At 65.8% G+C, this 16,472-nt stretch carries 17 protein-coding genes and 3 pseudogenes; 10 read left to right on the forward strand and 10 right to left on the reverse strand.

All coding sequences use genetic code 11. The annotated features are described in order from the left end of the window. Positions 1-169 precede the first annotated feature (169 nt). Positions 170-1,630 carry an aldehyde dehydrogenase family protein gene (locus tag ACFYVR_RS23645; protein ID WP_387477785.1) on the reverse strand — a complete coding sequence of 487 codons (1,461 nt, stop codon included), beginning with the start codon at positions 1,628-1,630 and terminating at the stop codon, positions 170-172. A 236-nt stretch (positions 1,631-1,866) separates the two neighbouring features. On the opposite strand from ACFYVR_RS23645, the gene ACFYVR_RS23650 reads away from it, so the two are divergent. From ACFYVR_RS23650 to ACFYVR_RS23665, 4 genes and pseudogenes are all read left to right on the forward strand, one after another. Further along, entirely contained in the window at positions 1,867-3,147 is a 1,281-nt protein-coding gene (locus ACFYVR_RS23650) for an amidohydrolase family protein (RefSeq protein ID WP_387477788.1), read from the forward strand. Between the two features lie 113 nt (positions 3,148-3,260). Continuing rightward, a pseudogene (locus ACFYVR_RS23655) lies at positions 3,261-3,448 on the forward strand (CoA transferase); the annotation flags it as partial. Positions 3,449-3,687: 239 nt separating this feature from the next. Beyond that, on the forward strand, positions 3,688-4,755 hold the full coding sequence (locus tag ACFYVR_RS23660; RefSeq protein ID WP_387477791.1) for a nonspecific lipid-transfer protein: 1,068 nt from the start codon (positions 3,688-3,690) through the stop codon (positions 4,753-4,755). Then, positions 4,752-5,198 (forward strand): Zn-ribbon domain-containing OB-fold protein, encoded by a 447-nt coding sequence (locus ACFYVR_RS23665; RefSeq protein ID WP_387477794.1) that lies wholly within the window; start codon positions 4,752-4,754, stop codon positions 5,196-5,198. Before ACFYVR_RS23660 ends, ACFYVR_RS23665 begins: the two co-directional genes overlap by 4 nt. Here the strand turns inward: ACFYVR_RS23665 and ACFYVR_RS23670 are convergent. The 3 genes and pseudogenes from ACFYVR_RS23670 to ACFYVR_RS23680 form a co-directional block, all read right to left on the reverse strand. After that, positions 5,182-5,304 (reverse strand): annotated as a pseudogene (locus tag ACFYVR_RS23670) (steroid 3-ketoacyl-CoA thiolase); the annotation flags it as partial. The gene ACFYVR_RS23665 and the pseudogene ACFYVR_RS23670 overlap by 17 nt on opposite strands. A gap of 15 nt (positions 5,305-5,319) precedes the next feature. Beyond that, a complete protein-coding gene (locus ACFYVR_RS23675) occupies positions 5,320-6,096 on the reverse strand; it encodes an SDR family NAD(P)-dependent oxidoreductase (RefSeq protein WP_387477796.1) in 777 nt (258 codons plus the stop codon). 308 nt (positions 6,097-6,404) lie between these two features. Beyond that, the gene (locus ACFYVR_RS23680) at positions 6,405-6,863 is read right to left on the reverse strand and encodes a hypothetical protein (RefSeq protein WP_387477798.1); all 459 of its coding nucleotides are present in this window, start codon (positions 6,861-6,863) and stop codon (positions 6,405-6,407) included. A 120-nt stretch (positions 6,864-6,983) separates the two neighbouring features. Here ACFYVR_RS23680 and ACFYVR_RS23685 point away from each other — a divergent pair, with 120 nt between their 5' ends. Continuing rightward, positions 6,984-7,448, forward strand: a complete 465-nt coding sequence (locus ACFYVR_RS23685; protein WP_387477800.1) for a cupin domain-containing protein — start codon at positions 6,984-6,986, stop codon at positions 7,446-7,448. Positions 7,449-7,649: 201 nt separating this feature from the next. Here the strand turns inward: ACFYVR_RS23685 and ACFYVR_RS23690 are convergent, their stop codons facing one another. Continuing rightward, on the reverse strand, positions 7,650-7,991 hold the full coding sequence (locus ACFYVR_RS23690; RefSeq protein ID WP_387477883.1) for an alpha/beta fold hydrolase: 342 nt from the start codon (positions 7,989-7,991) through the stop codon (positions 7,650-7,652). A 107-nt stretch (positions 7,992-8,098) separates the two neighbouring features. Then, positions 8,099-8,464, reverse strand: a complete 366-nt coding sequence (locus ACFYVR_RS23695; RefSeq protein WP_387477802.1) for a carboxymuconolactone decarboxylase family protein — start codon at positions 8,462-8,464, stop codon at positions 8,099-8,101. Positions 8,465-8,692: 228 nt separating this feature from the next. Here ACFYVR_RS23695 and ACFYVR_RS23700 point away from each other — a divergent pair, with 228 nt between their 5' ends. Next, positions 8,693-9,505, forward strand: coding sequence for a mycofactocin-coupled SDR family oxidoreductase (locus ACFYVR_RS23700; RefSeq protein ID WP_387477804.1), 813 nt, complete (start codon positions 8,693-8,695; stop codon positions 9,503-9,505). 339 nt (positions 9,506-9,844) lie between these two features. On the opposite strand, the gene ACFYVR_RS23705 is transcribed toward ACFYVR_RS23700, so the two are convergent. Then, positions 9,845-10,093 (reverse strand): hypothetical protein, encoded by a 249-nt coding sequence (locus tag ACFYVR_RS23705; RefSeq protein ID WP_387477807.1) that lies wholly within the window; start codon positions 10,091-10,093, stop codon positions 9,845-9,847. A gap of 166 nt (positions 10,094-10,259) precedes the next feature. Beyond that, on the reverse strand, positions 10,260-11,219 hold the full coding sequence (locus tag ACFYVR_RS23710) for an SDR family NAD(P)-dependent oxidoreductase (RefSeq protein WP_387477810.1): 960 nt from the start codon (positions 11,217-11,219) through the stop codon (positions 10,260-10,262). A gap of 197 nt (positions 11,220-11,416) precedes the next feature. Here ACFYVR_RS23710 and ACFYVR_RS23715 point away from each other — a divergent pair, with 197 nt between their 5' ends. The 4 genes and pseudogenes from ACFYVR_RS23715 to ACFYVR_RS23730 all read left to right on the forward strand — a co-directional run. Continuing rightward, on the forward strand, positions 11,417-11,812 hold the full coding sequence (locus ACFYVR_RS23715; RefSeq protein WP_387477886.1) for a nuclear transport factor 2 family protein: 396 nt from the start codon (positions 11,417-11,419) through the stop codon (positions 11,810-11,812). Positions 11,813-12,198: 386 nt separating this feature from the next. Then, the gene (locus tag ACFYVR_RS23720) at positions 12,199-12,567 is read left to right on the forward strand and encodes a hypothetical protein (protein ID WP_387477813.1); all 369 of its coding nucleotides are present in this window, start codon (positions 12,199-12,201) and stop codon (positions 12,565-12,567) included. A 96-nt stretch (positions 12,568-12,663) separates the two neighbouring features. Continuing rightward, positions 12,664-12,897, forward strand: a complete 234-nt coding sequence (locus ACFYVR_RS23725) for a DUF3263 domain-containing protein (protein ID WP_387477889.1) — start codon at positions 12,664-12,666, stop codon at positions 12,895-12,897. 425 nt (positions 12,898-13,322) lie between these two features. Continuing rightward, positions 13,323-14,005, forward strand: a pseudogene (locus ACFYVR_RS23730) (transposase); the annotation flags it as partial. Positions 14,006-14,136: 131 nt separating this feature from the next. Here the strand turns inward: ACFYVR_RS23730 and ACFYVR_RS23735 are convergent. Next, complete coding sequence (locus ACFYVR_RS23735; RefSeq protein WP_387477815.1) at positions 14,137-15,363, reverse strand: cytochrome P450; 1,227 nt, start codon at positions 15,361-15,363, stop codon at positions 14,137-14,139. A gap of 108 nt (positions 15,364-15,471) precedes the next feature. Then, positions 15,472-16,296, reverse strand: a complete 825-nt coding sequence (locus tag ACFYVR_RS23740) for a TauD/TfdA dioxygenase family protein (protein ID WP_387477818.1) — start codon at positions 16,294-16,296, stop codon at positions 15,472-15,474. Between the last annotated feature and the right edge of the window lie 176 nt (positions 16,297-16,472).

The following is a 16,472-nucleotide window of genomic DNA, read 5'->3' on the forward strand; positions in this document are numbered from 1 at the left end:
GCCGGACGATGAAAGACCCTCGGCAGGGCGAAAAGTGGGCTCAGGTCTGGATCTACAGCCAAGGGAACCAAGGGGCTCATGGGATGCTCCTGTCGCGGCACTAATAGCTTAATAATTTTACCAAATAAACCCTGCGCCTAGGTCTGCGACAGTCGATGGCGGAGGAGTGTCAGACGACCGGCTCGGCGAGGGTCTTGCCCTCGAGGAACTCGTCGAACGACGCCAGGCCCATCTCGCGTCCAAAACCAGACTGCTTGTAGCCGCCGAACGGCGCATCGGGCCCGAAGTACACGCCACCATTGACGCTGAACGTACCGGTCCGCACGCCGCGAGCCACCTTGAGCGCCCGCTCACGGTCCTGTGACATCACACCGCCGGAAAGCCCGAACGGGGAGTTGTTGGCGATCCGGATCGCGTCCTCGTCACCATCATGAGGCAGCATCACCAGAACCGGGCCGAACAGCTCGTCCTGCGCGATCTCGGAGTCCTCGTCCGCGCCGACGATCAGAGTGGGCGCATAGAAGTGGCCCTTGTCTTGGTCCTCCGGCACCCGTCCACCGATGACAGCCTTCGCGCCGGCCGTGATCGCCCGGTCGACGTAGCCGCTGACCTTCTCCCGCTGCTCGGCGCTGACGAGCGGCCCCATGAAGGTCTGCGGGTCTGCCGGATCACCGACCTTGACCGACTCCAGCACCTTCGTGACACGGGCGGCGATGTCGTCGTACCGGGCGCGGGGCACGATCATCCGCGACAGGACCGCACAACCCTGCCCCGAGTGCGAGACGACGTGGTACGCGGCCGTCATCGCGGCCGCATCGAGGTCGGCGTCGTCGAGGACGACCAGCGCCGACTTCCCGCCGAGCTCGAGGAAGACCCGCTTCACGGTCCCGCTCGCCGAGGCCATGATCCTCTTGCCGACCGGCGTCGAACCCGTGAAGGTCACCAGGTCGACCTCTGCGCTGACGGTCAGCTCTGCACTGACGTCAGCGGATGATGAAGTGATCACGTTGACGACACCCGCGGGGATGTCGGTGTTCTCCGCGATCAGCCTGCCGAGCGCAAGGGCCGACCACGGAGTCTGCGGCGCGCCCTTCAACACCACCGTGCAACCGGCTGCGAGAGCTGGAGCGAGCTTGGCGAGGGCGAGCTGAAATGGGTAGTTGTAGGCCACGATCGCGGCGACGACCCCTGCCGCCTCCTTCTCGACCCACCGCCGATGCTTGCCACCGAACACTTCGACGACACCGAGATCCGTAGTGAAGTCGAAGGTTTCGAGAGCCTCTGCGTACCACCCGATCGAGCTCGTCGGCGCGTCCAGTCCGGCACCATAGGTGGACCTGAGCGGCATTCCGAGCTCCTGGACCAGGATCTGGCGCAGGTGATCGGCGTGGTCCACCAGGGCTTGGTGCAGCTGCCGCAGGCATCGGACGCGCAGCGCCGTGTCGCGGGACCACTCGCTCGTGTCGAACGCTGTCCGAGCAGCGGAGATCGCGCGCCGCACGTCCGCCAGGCTGGCATCGGCAGCGACACCGATCAGTTCCTCCGTGTACGGCGAGTAGTTCTCGTAGGTGGCGCCATCCTCTGCCGCCACCAGCTCGCCGCCGATGAGCAGACGCTCTTCTCTCCACATTGCTCTTACCTACCTCCGCTACGGCCTTGCACGTCTGAGGGTCAGGGTGGCCGCACCTCACCGGTCGAGCCTCCACACCCCAGGACGTTAGCCGTCGCCATCAGTACGTCGAACGACCCGTTGCGGTGAGCGGGACAGGCCTTCGACAACAGGTGAATCACTTTGGAGGATAAGCGTGTTCCAGTTACGTGGCGCCCGCAGAGCATGCCCGAAGTTTCACAACGGAGGTTGTACGAATGGCCAAGTTATCCAACCCGGCGTCTTCAGACGAGCGCCTTGTCGTCATCTCAGCGGACTGTCACGGCGGTGCACCGCTGCTCGGATACCGCGAATACCTGCCGAAGCACTGGCACGCTGAGTTCGATGAGTGGACAAAGGAGTTCCACGACCCGTGGACGGAGGTCGACAAGCACGAGATCAAGTTGGGCGTGGCGAGCTTCGAATCCGAGATCAGCTGGGATCACGACCTGCGCCAGAAGGTGCTCGAGGGCGACGGCATCGTCGGCGAGGTCATCTTTCCGAACACCGCTCCGCCCTTCTTCCCGAGCGGTGTCCTGAGCGTCTCCGTCCCACAGTCGACCCGCGAGTACGAGCGGCGCATGGCCGGGATCCGGGCTCACAACACGTGGCTCGCCGAGTTCTGCGACGCCCTTCCGGGGCGTCGGGTCGGCATCGCCCAGGTCTTCCTGAACAACATCGATGACACGCTCGCCGAGGTGCGACGGATCGCCGATCTGGGACTGAAGTCGATCCTGCTTCCGTCGGACACACCCGGGGGACTCGTGCCGCTCTACCTGCCGCGCTACGAGCCGCTGTGGGAGCTCTGTGCGGAGCTCGGTGTCATCCCGCACAAGCACGGCAACTACGCAGGTCACCCGAACACCGTTGAATTCGGACCCGCTGCCGGCATCATCGGCATGCTCGAGGGCATGACCTGGAACCGCCGTGGTCTCGCCCATCTGCTGTTGTCTGGCGTCTTCGAGCGCCACCCCGATCTCAAGTTCGTCTACACGGAGGTCGGTGCGAGCTGGGTTCCCGGCTATCTCGCGGCCTGCGACGCGGTCTACCGCTCGGCCCTGGAGCCGGGAAGCGCCACGGAGTACTTCGGTGGACCGGCCGCCCAGGCGCTCCCGAAGGCACCGAGCGAGTACTTCAAGACGAACGTCTGGGTCGGTGCGTCGTTCATGTCGCCGGCCGAGAGCGCGATGCGCGACCAGATCGGCGTCGACCGGCTGATGTGGGGCTCGGACCTCCCGCATTCCGAGGGCACCCATCCCTTCACCGTCGAGGCCCTGCGCGCGGTCTTCAGTGAGGTCCCGCTGGCGGAGACCAAGCAGATCCTCTCCGGCAATGCCATCGACGTCTACGGGTTCGACGTCCCGACGCTGGAGAAGGCTGCAGCTGAGTTCGGTCCCCTCGCCAGCGTGGTCGGCGCACCGCTGACCGCCGCCGAGTGGCCGCAGAACCCTGGCCAGACCACGTGCCCGACCTTCGTGGGCGGCCCTCCCGCGGCCTGAGCCTCGACAACCTCGATACACGTGCTCCGACCCACAACCCGGGTCGGAGCACGTGTCTTGAAAGATGCGGACCAGACCTGTGAGCGCTTCACACCCTGACACCGGCGATGTGCGTCGTGATCGAGAATTTCCGTCCCGGCACGCTCGAACGCTGGGGCCTCGGGCCGGAGGAGCTCGAGCGCACCAACCCGGTTTCGCGGCCGTTGCCGAAGCCCATGGGGGCATGCGCGCGCTCGTCGGCGAGCCGGATCGGCCGCCGTCGCGCGTCGGGCTCTCGATCGCGGACACCATCGCCGGCCTGCCGAGGCCTCGGCTTCGCGCGAGTGATCAGACGGAGACTGTGATCGCGCCCTCGGCTGCGTCACCGACCAAGGCCGGAACCGTCGACGCAGGAGCTTCCCGGTGTCGGTAATTCTGTTGTCGATCAGACGTCCTGCAGGACGAGAGAGAGAGTGAGGTCCCGTGACTCAGCGTGAAGCTGTTGTGGTCGGTATCGGTAGGACATCGTTCAGCAGGGAATCGGGGCGTACGCCGCTGGCGATGGCAGCAGAGGCTGCCCGCCGGGCACTTGCCGACGCCGGCATCCCCGCGCACGAGGTCGACGGCGTCCTGGACTTCCACACCAACGACTCGGCTGCGGCGGCCGACGTCGGTCGAGCCATCGGTGCGCTCGACCTCGGCGTAGCGCTCGACCTCAGCGGTGGGGGCAACATCGCCGTCACCGTCGTCGGCCAAGCGGTAGCCGCGGTTCAGGCCGGTCACTGCACCACCGCCGTCGTCTTCCGTTCGTTCAACGGCCGTTCCGGCAATCGGTACGGCACCAAGGCCAGCATCCAGCTTCGTAGCGACATGCAGTTCGCCGCGCTCAGCGGGTACGTCGTGCCATCGATGTGGCTCGCGGCGTTCGGTCAGCGGCAGCGTCACGTCTACGGCGTCACCGATGAGGACTACGGGCACATCGCCATCACGACGCGCCGGCACGCCGTCGCGAACGAGCACGCCATGCAGCGCAAGCCGCTCGACATGGACGCGTACCTGGCCTCGCCCTGGATCAATGAGCCGTTCCGCATGCTCGACTGCTGCCTGGAGACCGATGGCGCCGTCGCCCTCGTGATCACCACGCTCGACCGGGCCAAGGACCTACCCCAGACGCCGATCCGGGTGGTGGGCTTCGGTGAGGCCCACACCAACGGCGGCTCCTGGACCGGCGGCTTCCCCGACTACTCAGAGATGTACTCCGCGTACGCCGCCAAGCGCCTGTGGAACAGCACCGACCTACGACCGTCCGACATGGACCTCGCGTTGATGTACGACTGCTTCACGGCCACGACCTTCGCGACCGTCGGTGACTTCGGCTTCTGCGACAAGGGCGAGACGGGGGCGTTCTACGCCGAGGGGAGAGCCACGTACGGTGGCGACGTGGTCGTCAACCCCCACGGCGGCCTGCTGTCCGAGGGCTACATCCACGGCCTCAACCACCATTACGAGGCGGTCCTGCAGCTCCGTGCACAGGCCGGCGTACGACAGGTCGAGAACGCGACCAACGCGCTCGTCACGGCTGGCGCCGGCCCCGGTGGCGGCGCCCTGATCTACCAGGCGGTCCGATGAACACCACTGCAACCCCGTCCCCTCCCCCGGCTCCGCTGATCGACGAGGACAGCCGCCGCTTCTGGGAGGCCACCCGCGAGGGCCGGATCGCGCTGTGCCACTGCACCGGATGCGGTGCATGGCTCGCGCGTCCGCTCGAGCGCTGCAACGTCTGCGCCGGCCCGACCGAGTTCTCCGACGTGAGCGGCAGGGGCACGGTCTACACCTTCGTCGTGGTGCACCGCCCGGTGATCCCGGCCTACGCACACCTCGTGCCGTACATCGTCGCCATCGTCGAGTTCGACGAAGGTCCGCGGCTGCCCGGCATCGTACTCGACGCGAAGGCTCCCGGCATCGCGATCGGCCAGCGCGTTCAGGCTGAGCTGATGGACGTTCCGGGCACCGACGAGCGGGCCATCGCCTACCGGTTGACCGACGACCGAACGGTCACAGCCGCTCGATGACGGTGGCGATGGCCATGCCGCCGCCCTCGCACATCGTCTGGAGGCCGTAACGACCTTCCGTGTCTTCGAGGTGGTTGAGGAGGGTCGACATCAGATGCAGCCCGGAACCGTGATCGTTGACTCAGGAGTAGGTCGGACTCGCCGGGTCCACGGCACCGGGCAGCACCCCGTCGCCGAGGATCGCCGCGAAGCGACGCTCGACCTCGGGAATCCGGTCCCGATGGGTGAACGCGAACAATCGGTCCCCCTCGATCGCAGCGAAGGCGATCTTCGCCGCCTCTGCGGGTGAGATCGACTCCGGCCGCATCTCCGCGCTCATGGCGGTGCCGACCAGGCCCGGCATCATCAGTGTGACGCCGATCGGCGCGTGGACGGCGGCGAGGTCGTGATGAAGCGACTCACACAGGCCGAGCAGGCCGTGCTTCGCGGCGACGTACGGACTGATCCCGGCGCGGGCGGTCACCGATTGCATCGATCCCGTGACCAGCAGCCGCGCGGGCCGGTGTGCTTGGAGCAGCCCGGGGACGAATGCGCGGATGACGTGGACCGTCCCCATGAGGTCGACGCCGAGGACGCGCTCCCAGTCGGCGGCCGAGATCTGCCACGCGTTCCCGTGCACGACCACGCCGGCGTTCGAGCAGACGAGCTGGACGGAGCCCGCGGCGAAGGCCCGGTCCGCCACCCGCTCGACCGCGCCGGCGTCGGAGACGTCGGCAACGACCGTCTCGACTCGCGAACCCGTCTCACGTACGCGCGCTGCGGCCTGCTCGAGCCCCTCCTCGTCCAGGTCGACGAGGAGAAGCCGCATGCCTTGGCGCGCGGCCGCCTCCGCCAAGCCGAGGCCGATACCGCTCGCGCCTCCCGTCACGACCGCGACGCGTTCTCGCTCAAGCCTCATCGTCGACTCCCCCGGCTGCCCTGAGGCCTGCTGGACATGGATCCTCGCGCACGCACGGTGGCTCAGGCGGGTGGCGGTGTGAACTTGTGGCCCCAGAAAGCGCCCTCGGTGATCGCGTACGTCGGCTTCTCACCCTTGACCCGCAGGCCGGCGAAACTGCACTCGATCGCATAGCGCTCAGGCGAGTAGACGCCGGGTCGTCCGTGAGGAACTCGCCTGCGAACTTCTCCCACGCTGGGAGATCGGTCGATTCGAGCCGGAGATATCCGAGGGACTCAACAGGCATCAGGGATGTCCATTCGTAGAGTTCACCGACGGACCCAGGTCGCGTCGTCGTGCCAGTACGTCTCGATGAGTGCCATCGGGCCGTCCCAGCTCTCGACGTACGTCGCTCCCTGCGGCCCCGCCGTCACGGAGTAGGGCGTGCCGGCCTCGCAGACCCAGAACTCGGTCGCTCCGATCGTCTGCGCGCCCTCCTCCTGGCCGTACGCAACCTCGATGTCGCCGTCCAGCACGATCACCATCTGACCGAGGTTGTGGTGGCACGTCGGGATGGTGAAGCCGGGCTTGACGCGCCGAGGACGCCACTGGAACCAAGGGTCGACGACCGTCGTGCCGAACAGGGCACCGCCGAGAGTGGCTTCGACGTCGACGGGAGCATCCGCGAGGAACCCCCCGTCGTGCCAGTAGAAGTTCGGGTTCGGGGCTGAGAAGTCAAGCGGCTCCCACCCGTCATCGGACAGGAGATCTGCGTAGTTGGCAGGCACAGCTCGAAGGTTGGGGCAACGCCATGATGCCGTCAAATGAGCGGCTCACTGGCCGGGATCTGTCCTGCCCAGTGAAACGATCGCCATAACCCGCAGACGTGACTGTGAAACCGTCGATCCATGCCGATCGCACACGCCAGCCTGACCGACGACGCTGACTGGGTGGACATGACCCTTGCGGTCTACCCCAGCTACCTGTGGCAGGACGGCACCCCGCTCGCCGATGCGCCCGTGGACTTTCCTGCGACCTTCGCCGACAACATGTCCAGCTACCGCGGCCCCATCGACATCCCGGCGTTCAACCGGAACCCGCTCCGAGTCAAGCCGGGCTTCATGGTCCCCCGCCACTCGCACAACATCGATGAGATCGTGCTCGTCCTGCAAGGGCAGTACACGATCGAGTACGGCCCGCTCGACGCGCTGGAGACGGTCGTGGTCACGCCCGGCCAGTTGTTCCACAGCCGTGCCGGCACGTCCTACACCATGACGGCGGGCCCGGAAGGTGTCACCTACATCGAGACCTGGGGTGTTCCCGTGGGAGCGCTGAAGACGATCTGGGAGGACATCGGCTGGGTCGCCCGCTGATCCCCTGACCTACGAGACGAAGCTGGCGCCCCCGGTCGGGAGCGCCAGCTTCGTGCGTGCTGGGGGTCAGCTCGTGACGTCGCGCAACGGAAGGATCCCAGCGAAACTGGACGAACTCCTCGGTGAGGATGGCCGGGTCGTAGATCATTGACTCCATCCAGGTCACGAGTCGCTCACGGGTGGGGTCCTCCACAAAGTCGATCAGCAGCTCGATGCCCTCGGACGGAGCAGCGCTGAACAGGGTGAAGCCACCCCGCCGATCGTGACGAGACGACTCACACGATCGGCGTGGTCAGCGGCGATCCGCACCGCCATCGCGCCGCCGAAGGAGTTCCCCACCATCGGTAGCGCCTGCAGCCCGAGACCGTCCAGGAAGTCGAGGATGCCCCCGGTGACCTGGAAGGGGTTGCCGTCAAGGGGGTAGCTCTTGCCGTATCCCGACATGTCCAGGACATAGGTCGTGAAGTGCGCCGCGAAGGCGGCCAGATTGCCGCGGTAGTTCGCCCACCCGCTGACACCCGGCCCTGAGCCGTGGAGCAGCAGAAGCGGCGGACCTTCTCCGGCAACGTGGTAGCGGAGCTTCCCTTCTCGGTCTCCAGGAAGCGGCTGGTCGACTCGTACGTCAGGTCTGTCACCTGACCCCTGGCCTCCTAACCGGCCCGCCCGGCAGCCAGGACGTCCTTGGTGACCTTGAAAGCATCTGTGGCACGGGAGAACCCGGCATAGGCACCGACGTGCAGGATGAGCTCGTAGACTTCCTCTTCTGTCAGACCCCCCTTCAGTGCGTTGTGCACGTGGATGGGGAGCGCCTCGTTGACACCGAGTGCGACGTTCACCGCGATCGTGACAAGTTGGCGGTCACGGACACTCAGGGTGTCCCGACGCCATAGTCCGCCGAGAAAATCGATGACCGTGCTGTTCACCGCGTCCGGCACACCCCACGCCGGCAGCGGCCCTCGTGCACCGGAGGCGAACTGGGGCCCGGCGTCCGGGGCGGACGTCTCGTCCATTGTCATTGGTTGTTCCTCATCGTAGGTCGACGCGGTCGCTCCAGCGTGCTGGAACCTTGTAATCGGCACTGTAAGCCGCGCGGGAATCTTTGCGCCCGAGGCGATCCCGGCCAGCAGGACGCACCTTTTGATTCCCCCGCAGCAGACCCTAGGTTGGTCGAATCGGCTGACCCACCCCCGTCGACCCACGACCGTGGCAGAGCGTCAGCATCCGTCGAGAGAGTGGAGAATCCCGTGCCTGGTCGGGTTGAGAACAAGGTCGCCTTCATCACAGGCGCAGCACGCGGACAAGGCCGCAGCCATGCCGTACGCCTCGCCGAAGAGGGCGCCGACATCATCGCCCTCGACCTGCTCGAGCCAATTCCGTTCGTGACGTATCCCGGCTCGACCCAGGAGGATCTCGACGAGACGGTCCGCCTGGTCGAGAAGACAGGTCAGCGGATCATCGCACGCAAGGGCGACGTCCGTGACCTCGCCAGTGTGAAGGCGGTGGTCGACGAGGGCGTCGCCGAGTTCGGCCACCTCGACATCGTGTGCGCCAACGCCGGCATCATGGTGTTCCACGAGTGGCAGGACGGTACGCCCGAGATCTGGGACTACACCATCGCCACCAACCTCACCGGCGTCTGGAACACGATCATGGCCACGGCCCAGCACATGATCGACTCCGGCGGCGGGTCCATGATCCTCACCGCCTCCACCTCCGGACTCAAGGGCACCCCGTTCCTGAACCCCTATACCGCCGCCAAGCACGGCGTCGTCGGTCTGATGCGGGCATTCGCCAGCGAGCTGGCCGAGCACAACATCCGGGTCAACACCCTGCACCCCACCGGTGTCGAGACCGAGATGACCGCCCACATCCAGCCGCTCATCGCCGGCTTCCTCGAACGCCACCCCCAGCTGGGCGGCATGATGGTCAACCAACTCCCGGTCCAGATCTCCCAGCCCATCGACCAGTCGAACGGCGTGCTGTTCCTCGCCAGCGACGAGGCCCGCATGATCACGTCGACCGAGTTCAAAGTCGACGCCGGAGCCACGGCCTACTGAGTCCGAACACCATCCGAACCACGCACCACGAAGCTGGCCCTGCCGCTCAACGCAGCAGGGCCGGCTTCGGCATGTGCAGGATCCGACCTGACTTGCACAGCGTGGAGGCGACTTCCGGATCTGGCTGACAGTGTGTGCTGGTAGCGGTTTCGTCGAGCCGACGTCAGATGACCGACACGCGCCGGGTCGTCGGGGAGATCGACATGGCACCGGTTCACCGCAACACCTACACCAACGTGCTCAAACGTTGCGCTGCAATCGATTACCTGGATCGGTCCGCCACGAAATGTTTCGAGTACGCCACCGAAACCGATGGCCTGTCGCTGGTGCTTTACGACGTCACGGCCCTGTACTTCGATAATCCGCCAGTACCAGGACCGTCACGATATCGCCGGTGTGGAGATGGTCGTCGCCGCCGATGCCGGCATGCTTTCCGCCAGCAACCTGAAGTCTCTCGACGAGGCCGGGCTGAAGTTCATCGTCGGCTCCCGTGTCACCAAGCCACCCTGTGACCTCGCGAACCATTTTCATTGGAACGGTGACGTTTTCGCCGACAGTCAAATCATCGACACGGTTACGCCCCTGCATGGGAAGAGCGTTGTCAACAACGTGCGACGACACGCCGAACCGGAGTGGGATCCCGGTACGCATCCGAGTTCGTGCCGGAGAGGTCCGGCGTGACCCGAACCGGCACCACGAAGCCGGCCCTGCCGCTCAGCGCAGCGGGGCAGGCTTCGTCATGTGCAGGATCCGATCACACCGGAGAGGTCTGGCGCAGCTCCGCGACCCCGGTCATCTCGTCCTCCGCGCTCATGGGCATGGTCCAGCTCTCGAGCGACTCGATCTCGGGAAGGTGCTCGACAAGCTCCTCCACCGACGGAGGCGTCGAGGAATCGACGAGCCAGCCATCGCTCACCCCGATGAACGCACGTGCGTAGCGACCTCCGATCACCGAGTACATGCGGTGAGACACATCGCACTGCTCGCTGCTGAGATACACAGCCAAGGGGGTGACGAACTCCGGGGCGAGGTACGGCTGCAGACGAACGAAGGCGTCGCGCAAACGCTCGCTGGCAGTCGCCCCTGTGTCACCGGCGACCGCGTCGCGGTCCCTGCGCACCTCCATCTTGGTGCTGCCACTCGGGAGCAGTGCGTTGGCAAGGATCCCCGACTTCGCGCCCTCGATCGACACCAGGTTCGTGAGGCCGATGAGGGCAGCCTTGCCGATGGTGTAGCCACCACCGTTGTGCCGCCCGAAGACACCGGCGGACGAACTCGTGATCACAATACGTCCATAACCGTTTCGCTCCATGTGCCGATATGCCTCTTGGGTCGCTGCAAAGGGCCCACGGAGATGAATAGCGAGAAGGTCGTCGAGATCCGCCAGGCTGTGCGAGGCGAAGTCGATCATCGCCGTAATTCCCGCATTGTTGATCAGAACATCGACTTTGCCGTATTCATCGACCGTGTCGCTGATAAGGGAACGCGCCTGGTCGGGATCCGCGACGGAGCCCTGATGCGCCATCGCGATTCCGCCGGCCGCACGGATCTCGTTCACAACCTCCTCGGCCCGACTGTCCCCGGCTGCCGTGAGCCCAATGTCGTTCACTACGACCGCTGCACCGCGGGCAGCGAGCTCACGGGCGTAGGTACGGCCCAGTCCACCACCGGCGCCCGTCACCACCGCTACTCGTCCCTCAAATTCAACAGACACGTCTCATTCTCCATCTCCGATTAAGCAGCATGTGGGGAGTCATTTGATGCTAGCGACAGTGACGCCACGCCTGGGAGAATATCCCGCTGAGCAGGATGGTAAATGGCATGGGAAAAGCCTGTCGTTACGATGGCATAAAACCGCTCCAGCGCCGGAGCGGCGCCTCGGCAAGCGCCCTGAGAGGAAAATTGAACACCATGGTCCCAGACCTTCAGTATCTGCTTGATTACCTCGCGATTCGAGAGCTTTCGGTGGAGTACAACCGCACGACGAATCGCGCCGACGGCAAGGCCTACGCCAAGGTGTGGACCGAGGACGGAGTGCTCGAGATCGTGGGCACGGGGACGTTCCGAGGACATGAGGAGCTTGCGCGCAGCGCTTCCCAGGTTGGTAACAGCGCGGTCCACATGTCGACGGATTGGCAGATCGAGATCGATGGCGACACCGCACGCCAGACCGCCGTGATGTACGCGAGCAGACCCGGACCGGATCCTTTGAAGGGCTCGCTCATCTCCACCGGCATGTACACCGACGAACTGGTGCGCACCTCGGACGGGTGGCGCTTCAAGTCGCGCCGCTTCCAGTCCGACTGACAGCCTCGTTCCCAGCGAGCGCCAGAGCGGGGGGGGGGGGGCGGGGGGGCCCCCCCCCCCCCCCCCCCCGGGGGGGGGGGGGGCCGGGGGGGGGGGGGGGGCCCCCCGGGGCGGGCCCGCCCGGCCCCCCCCCCCCCCCGGCCCCCCCCCGCGCCGGGGGGGGGGGCGGCCCCCGGGGCGCCGCCCCCCCCCCCCCGCTCTGCTACGTGCTGATCCGGTGGGCGACGATGCTCACGCGAGGCGCGGCCCGGAGTGAAACCTGACTTGCACAAGTCGGCGGTGATTTCTGGGTTCGGCTGGTGGTTGCGCTGGTAGCGCTGGTAGCGGGTTGTCGAGTTGGGGCACTAAGGCGTGTTTCAAAAGTAGAGATCTCCCGAGGAGGAGTAATGCGGATTCCGCTGTGGATCGCCGGCCCGGCTGTGATTGCACTGTCGGCTGTCGATGCGACGATCGAGGTCCAGGCTCGAGCGGTGGGCGCGCTGACACGGGCCGCGATCCGCAGGATGGACACCGGCATTCCTGCGCGGCCGTCTGATTCGACAGGTGCAGATCGTGCAATCTCCCAGCTCACGTGGCATTCCCGCGGAGCGCTGATGGACTACGTCGAGGAGGTGCAGGTCGAGTGCGGTGCGCATGGTCCGCGGATCGACGCCGGTGACCCGCCTGTCTGCTGCTTGCCGCGTGGACACGGTGGACGACATCGGCCGGACACCGACGACGGCTGGGGGCAAGACCTGTGCTGGGTCGGGATGTGATGTGTATGGCCGGATCTGGCGGCCGCGCGAATCATCCGCCGAGCAGACACCCCTTGGCTCGCTGATCAGCGGGCCAGCGCTAGGAGCAGGATCGTGATGGACCCACACGACCGAGAACTGCTCGAATTCGCACGACGTTGGGAGCACTTCGGCGGTCCGAGTGACGCCGACATCCTCGTCGAATTCGGGATGACACCGAGCCGGTTCTCTGAGCGGCTCGAGGAGCTACGGCATCAGCGCAGCCGGTTGTACCCAACTACCGGAGACCTCACTTGTTCGGAGGCCACCGACACGGCCCCACCGGGTCGACGTCCGAGTGACCACTTGTGAAACACGGCCTAACAGGCCGGTGAGATCGCCGGTCGTGGCTGCCTATACGCTCGCCGGCCCCGGTGGCGGCCCGTCGGTGATCACCGCGAAGCGGTCCCGCTGGCTGATCGAGACGATCACCATGGCATGGTCCCGACTGGGGTTCGACGTTGTCGACGACGAGGCGTTCTTCCAACTGGTCCTCAGTCGGCTCGTGGAGCCGACCTCGATGAGCGACACGGCCCGCGCCGTCAGCGAGATCGGCTTGACACCGGCGCACCGCAACCTACGCCAACGCATTGACACGTTGCACCACAGGCGATTACCGGAATCTGGTCGCGAAGAAATGCTTCGAGCACGCGGCGACCGGCGGGCTGTCGCTGGTGCTCTACGACGTCACCACCTTGTACTTCGAGGCGGAGAAGGAAGACGAACTCCGCAAAGTCGGGTACTTGAGAGAGCGGCGGGTCGATCCCGCAGATCGTGGTCGGCCTGCTCGTCGACCGGACCGGGTTTCCGCCCGAGATCGGCTGCTTCGAGGGCAACAAGGCCGAAACCCACACCATCGTGCCCATGATCCGGCAAAACCGCCATGACATCGCCGGTGTCGAGATGGTGATCGCCGCCGACGCCGGGATGCTCTCCGCCGGCAACCTCACTGCCCTCGACGAGGCCGGGCTCGAGTTCGTCGTCGGGTCCCGCGTCACGAAAGCACCAGCCGATCTCGTGAACCATTTCCATTGGAACGGAGACGCTTTCGCCGACGGGCAGATCATCGATCGGGCCCGGTCACTGATCGGGCTGAAGGGCTACCTCACCAATCTTCCCGCCCAGGTCATGGGACCGGGCGAGGTCATCGCGAAGTACCACGACCTCTGGCAGGTCGAGCAGTCGCTGGCGCATGCCGAAAACCGACCCGAGGACGCGGCCGATGTTCCATCACACCCGCGACGCCATCGAAGCCCACCTCACCGTCGTGTTCACCGCACTCGCCGTCGCCCGCTCCCTGCAGACCGAGACCGGGACCTCGATCCGTTCCCTGGTCCGGACCCTGCGTCCGCTGCAAGAGATCACCATGACCATCGCCGGCCATCCTCATACCGCCGCCGACCACTCACCCCAGACGCAGTCCGCATCCCCACCTCGCTGGACGTACCGACCCGCTGAACGGGGCACTAAACCTGTGCAAGTCAGGAGGTTTCCGAGTCGTCGGAGATTTCGACCCGCTCTGCTACGTGCTGATCCGGTGGGCGACGATGCTCACGCGAGGCGCGGCCCCGGAGTGAAACGAGCGGGCAGGGCGGTCCAGCCCGCAAAGACCCCCCGGTCCGGGTAGGGAGCGATGCGGGACTCGTCCAGCTCGTAATCGGGCATCCGCGTGAGCACCTGACGGATGATCTCCTGGAACATGAGTCGCGCGAGGTGCGAACCCACGCACCTGTGTGGACCGAGCCCGAAGGACACGTGCCGGTTCGGGAAGCGATCCGGCCGGAACTCGTCCGGGTTGTCGAACACCTCGTCGTCGAAGTTGGCCGCGTGGCGGCTGATGAGCACCTGGTCGCCGGAGCTGATCGGACACCCTCGGTACTCGGAGTCCTGCCGGGCGACGCGTCCGATGGACGCCAAAGGCGGGTAGACCCGCAGGAACTCCTCCGTCGCCGACTCGATCAGCTCCGGGTTGTCGATCAGGCGTCGCCGCAGCTCGGTGTCGCGGTTCAGGTGGACGAGGGCACTCGACGTCAACGACGTCGTCGTGTCGACCCCACCGAGCACGAGGATGTAGGACAACCTGGCAATGACGCTGTCCGTGACCGGCTCACCGTTGAGCGTCTGGGTCATGAGCCTGCTGATCAGGTCGTCGCGCGGCTCTGCCCGCCGAGCCGCACACGTCTGGAGAAGCGTCGGAATGATCTTGTCGTTCTCCACCCGAGCCTTCTCGAACTCCGGCGATCCGGGCGGATACCCGACGAAGTGGTGAACGGTCTCGGCGACCTCGAGGATGTGCTCCTCCGGGAACCCCAGCCAGTTCATCGTGATGTACGCGGGCACCGGGCCTGCGACGTCGTAGAGCAGATCGGCTTCTCCCGACTCGATCACCTCGTCGATGCACTTCGTCGTCCAGGATTCGATGAGCGGCAACATCTTCCGGACCGCTCCCGGCGACAGGTGGGAGTTCAACAGCCCCCGTATCGGACCGTGCTCCGGTGGATCGACCTCCATCGGCAGGACCGGCTCACCGTTGGGGTCGGCGTAGCTGGGGATGTTCAGACCGGCGTTCGGGCGGAAGCGTGTGGACGTGAAGACGTCGGCGTTCTGCAGGACATCGGCATTGCCCTGATGGTCCGAAACCACCCAGAAGCCACCGTACTCCTCGGACCAGGCCAACGGCGTGTCCTGGAGCGCCAGCCAGGCCCCGTGGGGATCGGCATTGAACTCCGCAGAGTGGTGATCAAAGCGGACCACCGGACAGGCACTGCTTGTTTTCATACTCGGGCTCCTCAATCCTGCAATCGAAACGCACTACGTCAGCGACGGATGCGGAAGGGACGTCGAGTCACACCTGGCCCGGCGACCCGTGCGGTCCGCCTCGTGGAACTACTGGATGGGCTCGTCGCCGACGAAAGTGGTCCGGATCATCTCCCGTCCGGAATCCGCGGCGTACGGCTCAACACGGTGCAGCGCACCGCGGTTGTCCCACAGCACGGTGTCCCCGACGGACCAGTGGTGCCGGTACACACGGTCCGGCGTCGTCGAACGCCGGGTCAGGTCTTCGAGCAGAGCGCGCCCTTCAGCACGATCCATACCCACGATGTAGTCAGCAGACATGGGGACCAGGAGCGACTTTCGGCCCGAACGCCGCGTCCACACCAGCGGGTGCTCGCGGTCCCAGCACTTGGACCACGCCTCCTCCTGCTCGGGCGTCGGGTTCTCCGTGACGCGCCGCTCGATCACCGAAAGATTGTGAACGACACGGAGATTCTCGAAGCGCTCCTTCTCCTCGTCGGTGAGGGCGTCGTACGCCGAGTACGTGCTGGCAAACTCCGTCTCGCCCCCCTCGTCCGAGAGCGAGACCGCCGTCAGGAAGGTGGCCTTCTGGGGGTACAGGCCCTCTCGCAGAGTGACGCCGTCCATGTGCCACATGAAGGCAGCGCGAAGGTGAATGGCCTGGTGCGTCTTGGCCTCGTCGAGCGAGACGACCATGACGCCCTGACCCATGTCGACCTCGCCGAGACGGTGACAGATCGCGAGTTGGCTCTCGGGGTCGGGACTCAGCTTCGGGAACACGAGAACGCCGCGCTCTTCCAAGAGCTCATTGATCTGGCCCGGAAGCGACTCATCATTCAGTAGACGATCAACCTCGACTCCGATGACTTCTGCTCCGACGTGCTCCGTCAGTGGATTGATGGTCAGGGTGCCCATTTCCCGGTCCTCTCATTCGCGCTGGTGGCATAGGGCGCTCCACTCTTGGAAGCCCACGATGGGCAGAGTAGGACCGGTTCTCACCGTCTGCTTGGTGCGTTCCGCTAGCCGGGAGCCGTCCGTGCACAAGAGCCGCACAGTGCGCACCCTGAGTGAACACGCACGCATCGCACAAG

Source organism: Rhodococcus sp. NPDC003318 (genome assembly GCF_042879035.1).
Lineage (GTDB): Bacteria > Actinomycetota > Actinomycetes > Mycobacteriales > Mycobacteriaceae > Rhodococcus_G.

Bases quoted from the DNA above. Each gene is read 5' to 3' on its own strand.
- ACFYVR_RS23685 (WP_387477800.1), top strand. From the start codon at position 6,984: ATGCCGATCGCACACGCCAGCCTGACCGACGACGCTGACTGGGTGGAC.
- ACFYVR_RS23720 (WP_387477813.1), top strand. From the start codon at position 12,199: ATGCGGATTCCGCTGTGGATCGCCGGCCCGGCTGTGATTGCACTGTCG.
- ACFYVR_RS23735 (WP_387477815.1), bottom strand. From the start codon at position 15,363: ATGAAAACAAGCAGTGCCTGTCCGGTGGTCCGCTTTGATCACCACTCT.
- ACFYVR_RS23665 (WP_387477794.1), top strand. From the start codon at position 4,752: ATGAACACCACTGCAACCCCGTCCCCTCCCCCGGCTCCGCTGATCGAC.
- ACFYVR_RS23695 (WP_387477802.1), bottom strand. From the start codon at position 8,464: ATGACAATGGACGAGACGTCCGCCCCGGACGCCGGGCCCCAGTTCGCC.
- ACFYVR_RS23715 (WP_387477886.1), top strand. From the start codon at position 11,417: ATGGTCCCAGACCTTCAGTATCTGCTTGATTACCTCGCGATTCGAGAG.
- ACFYVR_RS23650 (WP_387477788.1), top strand. From the start codon at position 1,867: ATGGCCAAGTTATCCAACCCGGCGTCTTCAGACGAGCGCCTTGTCGTC.
- ACFYVR_RS23705 (WP_387477807.1), bottom strand. From the start codon at position 10,093: ATGCAGGGGCGTAACCGTGTCGATGATTTGACTGTCGGCGAAAACGTC.
- ACFYVR_RS23660 (WP_387477791.1), top strand. From the start codon at position 3,688: ATGGCAGCAGAGGCTGCCCGCCGGGCACTTGCCGACGCCGGCATCCCC.
- ACFYVR_RS23645 (WP_387477785.1), bottom strand. From the start codon at position 1,630: ATGTGGAGAGAAGAGCGTCTGCTCATCGGCGGCGAGCTGGTGGCGGCA.
- ACFYVR_RS23675 (WP_387477796.1), bottom strand. From the start codon at position 6,096: ATGAGGCTTGAGCGAGAACGCGTCGCGGTCGTGACGGGAGGCGCGAGC.
- ACFYVR_RS23725 (WP_387477889.1), top strand. From the start codon at position 12,664: ATGGACCCACACGACCGAGAACTGCTCGAATTCGCACGACGTTGGGAG.
- ACFYVR_RS23740 (WP_387477818.1), bottom strand. From the start codon at position 16,296: ATGGGCACCCTGACCATCAATCCACTGACGGAGCACGTCGGAGCAGAA.